At 69.2% G+C, this 2452-nt stretch carries 2 protein-coding genes; both read right to left on the reverse strand.

Annotation, left to right across the window (positions count from 1 at the left end):
- Window positions 1-959 (reverse strand): phosphate ABC transporter permease subunit PstC (gene pstC, locus J7E68_RS17975; protein ID WP_215174915.1); only part of this gene is annotated, 959 nt, incomplete at its 3' end.
- A 129-nt stretch (window positions 960-1088) separates the two neighbouring features.
- Entirely contained in the window at window positions 1089-2192 is a 1104-nt protein-coding gene (pstS, locus tag J7E68_RS17980; protein ID WP_215174917.1) for a phosphate ABC transporter substrate-binding protein PstS, read from the reverse strand.
- Between the last annotated feature and the right edge of the window lie 260 nt (window positions 2193-2452).

Genomic DNA, 2452 nt, shown 5'->3' on the forward strand with positions numbered 1-2452 from the left:
CCCGAGAACCCGGCGCGGCGCGGGACGATCCAGCGGGCCACGAAGTTGACCGCGAAGGTGACGATGAAGAGGATCAGACCGGCCGCGATGAGCGTGTTGACACCCTCGTCGTGTGCTTCCGGGAACCGGAGGGCGATGATCGCGGGGATCGTCGTCGGGTTCTCGGGGTTGATCAGGTTGAACGTGACGATGCCGAGCGGCGAGAGCACGAGGGTCACGGCCATGGTCTCGCCGAGCGCGCGGCCGAGGCCGAGCATCGCGCCGGACACCATGCCGCTGCGGGCGAAGGGGAGCACGGCCATCCGGACCATCTCCCACCGGGTCGCGCCGAGCGCCAGCGCGGCCTCCTCGTGCAGCTTCGGAGTCTGCAGGAAGACCTCGCGGCAGATCGCGGTCATGATCGGGAGGATCATCACCGCGAGCACGAGCGATGCGGTGAGGATCGTCTTGCCGGTGCCCGAGGGCGTGCCGCTGAAGAGCGGGATGAAGCCGAGGTTCTCGTTCAGCCACTTGTAGAAGGGCACGAGCATCGGGGCGAAGGTGAGGGCGCCCCAGAGGCCGAAGACGACCGACGGCACGGCGGCCAGCAGGTCGATGATGTAGCCGAGGAAGCCGGCGAGGCGACGTGGCGCGTAGTGCGAGATGAAGAGCGCGATGCCGATCGCGACGGGGGCGGCGATGACGAGCGCGATGAGGCTCGACCACAGCGTTCCGAAGACGAACGGCCAGACCCACGACAGGAACGACTGTCCTTCGAGGATGTGGTTGCCGCTCGTGTCGGCGGAGAGCGCCGGGATGGCCTGGATGATCAGGAAGACGGCGACCGCGGCGAGGGTGACGAGGATGATGATTCCCGCCGCCAGCGCCGTGCCGGAGAAGACGAGGTCACCCCGTCGGCGAGGGGCCGTGCGCGACCCGGCGGAACGGGTGGTATCGGGACCCGTTGAGGTTGTGGTCATCGGAGCGACTCCAGGCTCTGAGGGGCGTTCGGGGTTTTCATGCGGGTGCCCCCGCGGTGTCGGTCGAGTGCTACGACCGACACCACGGGGGCGTCGGGACCGGAGCTCAGCTCGGGGCTGAGCCGTCGGTCACTCCGTGACGATCGCGTCGATCGCCGTGTTGATCTGGTCGCGCAGGCTGTCCGAGATGGGGGCGCTGCCCGCTGCCTCGGCTGCGGCATCCTGACCCTCGGCCGATGCGACGTACTCGAAGTACGCCTTCACGAGGCCGGCGGTCTCGGCGTCGTCGTACTCGACGCAGCCGATGAGGTACGAGACGAGGGCGATCGGGTACGAGCCGGCGGGGGCTGCGGCCGGGTCGACGGCGTAGGCGAGGTCGTGGTCCGAGCGGCCCTCTTCGAGCGGGGATGCCTCGACGAGCGCTGCGGCGGCCTCGGCGGAGTACGCGACGTACTCGCCCTCGACCTCGACGGCGCCCTGTCCCAGGTCGGCGGTGCGCGATGCGTCGGCGAATCCGATGTAGCCGACGCCGTTCGTGATCGCGGCGACGACGCCCGAGGTGCCGTCGCCGGCCTCACCCGTCTGCAGCGGCCACTCGTCGCTGGCCTCGTAGGTCCAGACGTCGGGCGCGACCGCGCTGAGGTACTTGGTGAAGGTCTCCTGCGTGCCCGACGCGTCTGCGCGGTGCACGGGGACGATCGCCTGGTCGGGCAGGTCGACGCCGTCGTTCTGCGAAGCGATCGCGTCGTCGTTCCAGTTGGTGATGGCGCCCGAGAAGATCTTGGCGATGGTCTCGCCGTCGAGGTTCAGCGAGTCGATGCCCTCGAGGTTGAAGGCGACGGCGACGGGCGAGATGTAGACGGGGATCTCGACGATCTCGTCGGATGCGCAGGAGCCGAAGCCGCCCGCGGCGAGCTCGTCGGCGTTGAACGCGCGGTCCGAGCCGATGAAGTTCGACGAGCCGGCGATGAAGTTCTCGCGGCCGGTGCCCGAACCCGTGGCCGTGTAGTTGACCGTGGTGTCGGGGTTGGCGGTCTGGAAGGCGGCGACCCAGGACTGCTGTGCGGCCTCCTGCGAGGAGGCGCCGGTGGCCTCGATGGTGCCGGTGAGCGTGGACTCGCTCGGTGCGTCGGTGGAGCCGCCGGTGCCGCCTTCGTTCGCGGCACAGCCGGCGAGTGCGAGAGCGGCGACGGCGCCGATGGCGCCGATTCGTGCGATTCGGGAGATCTTCACTGTGGATCCTTCGATCTTTGATGGGTGGGGCCCGGTGCAGGGCACACAGTGACGCTAAGTGCGGCGGTTAACGAGACTCTCCCGCGCAGGTGAACGGAAGGTGAACGGCGGTCGACTCTCTGGGGTGGGGGCCAGGGGGCGTCAGGGCATTCACGGGCCCCGGCCCCGCCCGCTCGCCGCGTTCAGACCTTGGGGATGTGCGTCCCGATCGCGATGATCCCGGAGCCCGGATTCGACGCCGAGACGTCCACGACCGAGAA

The sequence above is a fragment of the Microbacterium sp. ISL-103 genome (genome assembly GCF_018613995.1).
GTDB lineage: Bacteria > Actinomycetota > Actinomycetes > Actinomycetales > Microbacteriaceae > Microbacterium.